The sequence below is a fragment of the Stenotrophomonas sp. HMWF003 genome (assembly GCF_003061285.1).
In the GTDB taxonomy this organism is placed as follows: Bacteria; Pseudomonadota; Gammaproteobacteria; order Xanthomonadales; family Xanthomonadaceae; genus Stenotrophomonas; species Stenotrophomonas maltophilia_AP.
On record NZ_QAIW01000426.1, the window covers coordinates 1176 to 3263 of the forward strand.

Genomic DNA, 2088 nt, shown 5'->3' on the forward strand with positions numbered 1-2088 from the left:
GGCCACTTCCCGCAATGCCGCGGCGATGCCGGCCAGGCGCGTGGCGTCCAGCGCCAGGCGGTCGAGCATGGCGCTGCCGGTGCCTTTGTCGCGCGCGGCGGCCAGGTCGCGCGCGTTGGCCGCCAGGATGGGCGCGGCATCGGCCTCCAGCGCGGCCGCCATGGCGTCCAGCAGCGCGGCCTTGGCGCTGGACGACAGCTGCGCCAGCTGCTGCGCCGCGGTGCGGCAGGCCAGCGCCTGGGCGCGGATGTCGGTGGGGGGGCTGGCAACCATCTCAATATCCTCTGAAGTACAGGGTAGAGCCACGCCATGCGTGGCTGCGGGATGTCAAACGGGCCCAGGCTGCGCAGCCCTGCCTGGCGTGGCTCTACCGTGGATGTTCTTGCGCGTTACAGCACCACCAGGTCATCGCGGTGGATCACGTTGCCACCGTAGTTGTAACCGAGCACGCGCTCGATGTCGCGCGAGTGGTGGCCGGCGATGCGGCGGATGTCACTGGCCGAGTACTGGCTGACGCCGCGCGCCAGGCATACCTCGCCCTGCTCATTCCGCAGGCGCACTTCGATCATGTCGCCACGGCGGAAATCGCCGTCGGCACCGCGCACGCCACCGGGCAGCAGCGAGGCGCCCTTGTCGCGCAGCGCGGCGGCCGCACCGTCGTCGATGAGGATCGCCCCGGGTTCCAGCGGGGCATGCCGCAGCCAGTACTTGCGGGCGGCCACACGGGTCTGCCCGGCGTGTATGCGGGTGCCGAACAGCCGGCCCTGGGCCAGTGCGCGCACCACGTCGCTGTCGCGGCCATTGAACAGGCAGGTGTCGATGCCGACCCGCCCGGCCTTGGCTGCCGCTTCGAGCTTGGTATGCATGCCGCCAGTACCGGCCCCGCTGCCGGCGCCGCCGGCCATGGCCAGCACCTCGCCGGTGAGCTCGGGCACGTCGTGGATCGGGCGGGCCTGCGGGTTACGGCGCGGGTCGGCGCTGTACAGGCCATCGATGTCGGTGGCAATGAACAGCACGTCGGCATCGATCAGCGCCGCAACCGTGGCGGCCAGGTTGTCGTTGTCGCCCAGCTTGAGCTCGTCCACCGACACGGTGTCGTTTTCGTTCACCACCGGCAACGCGCCCAGGCGCAGCAGCTCGTTGAGGGTGGCGCGTGCGTTGAGGTAGCGGCGGCGGTTGCGCAGGTCGTCGTGGGTGAGCAGCACCTGCGCCACCGGGCGCTCGAAGAAGCGCTGCCACAGGCCGATCAGCTGCGCCTGGCCGAGCGCGGCCAGCGCCTGGCGCGCGGCCATCGCCGCACCGGCTTCGAGCGCGCGCGGCACGATCGCGCGGCCCGCGGCCACCGCGCCGGACGACACGATCACCACCTCGCGCCCGGCCAGTACGTTGGCCGAGACGAACTGGGCCAGGCCCAGCGCATGACGCGGCGACAGCCCGCCGCCATCGGCAGCCAGCAGGCTGCTGCCGACCTTGAGCACGGCGCGCTTCCACGGCGGCAGGGTCTGTTCGGGAAACGGCGAGTGCACGGTCGGGCTCATCACGGGTGCATGCCTCAGCGGGTGGCCCATTCGTGGATGCTGGCGGTGGCACTGCCGTGCACCAGCAGCGGATCGGTGTCCACCAGCGCCTGCGCGGCAGCGAGGTCGGCCATGTCCTGCAGCACATAGGCGCCCCCGCTCTTGTCGGTGAAGCCGCCGGTGAGCAGCAGCTGGCCGCGCGCGCGCACGTCATCGAGGAAGCGGGCGTGCTCGGCGCCGACCTCGTCGCGGAATGCCGGGGTGCGGGTGACCAGTACCAGGTAGCAGATGTTCATCGGGTGTCCCTTCGGGTTGCCGGGCAGCGCCGGGCAGTACAGTTGCAAAAACGGCGACCTCGCGGCCGCCGTCCTGATCACACCAGCGCGGCCCAGCGGGCGCGCAGTTCGTCCAGCCGCAGGTCGGCGGCCGCGCCGGGCGACACGCGCGCGGCCAGGCTGCCTTCGGGCGTACGCCCCTGCCCTGCACTGTCGGCCCCGGCCGCAGCAGCCTTGTAGGCTTCGCGGAACGGAACGCCGGCCACGGCCGCTTCAACCGCCACGTCGGTGGCATA

Annotated in this window: 2 protein-coding genes and 2 pseudogenes; all 4 read right to left on the bottom strand. The window is 71.9% G+C overall.

What is annotated here, in order from left to right:
- Positions 1-273 (bottom strand): annotated as a pseudogene (locus DBR34_RS23925) (gamma-glutamyl-phosphate reductase); the annotation flags it as partial.
- A gap of 116 nt (positions 274-389) precedes the next feature.
- Positions 390-1541, bottom strand: a complete 1152-nt coding sequence (proB, locus tag DBR34_RS18290) for a glutamate 5-kinase (RefSeq protein ID WP_128097841.1) — start codon at positions 1539-1541, stop codon at positions 390-392.
- A gap of 11 nt (positions 1542-1552) precedes the next feature.
- On the bottom strand, positions 1553-1813 hold the full coding sequence (locus DBR34_RS18295; protein ID WP_128097836.1) for a YciI family protein: 261 nt from the start codon (positions 1811-1813) through the stop codon (positions 1553-1555).
- Between the two features lie 77 nt (positions 1814-1890).
- Positions 1891-2088, bottom strand: a pseudogene (locus tag DBR34_RS23930) (argininosuccinate lyase); the annotation flags it as partial.

Coding starts and splice junctions, on each gene's coding strand:
- DBR34_RS18295 (WP_128097836.1), bottom strand. CDS start 1,813: ATGAACATCTGCTACCTGGTACTGGTCACCCGCACCCCGGCATTCCGC.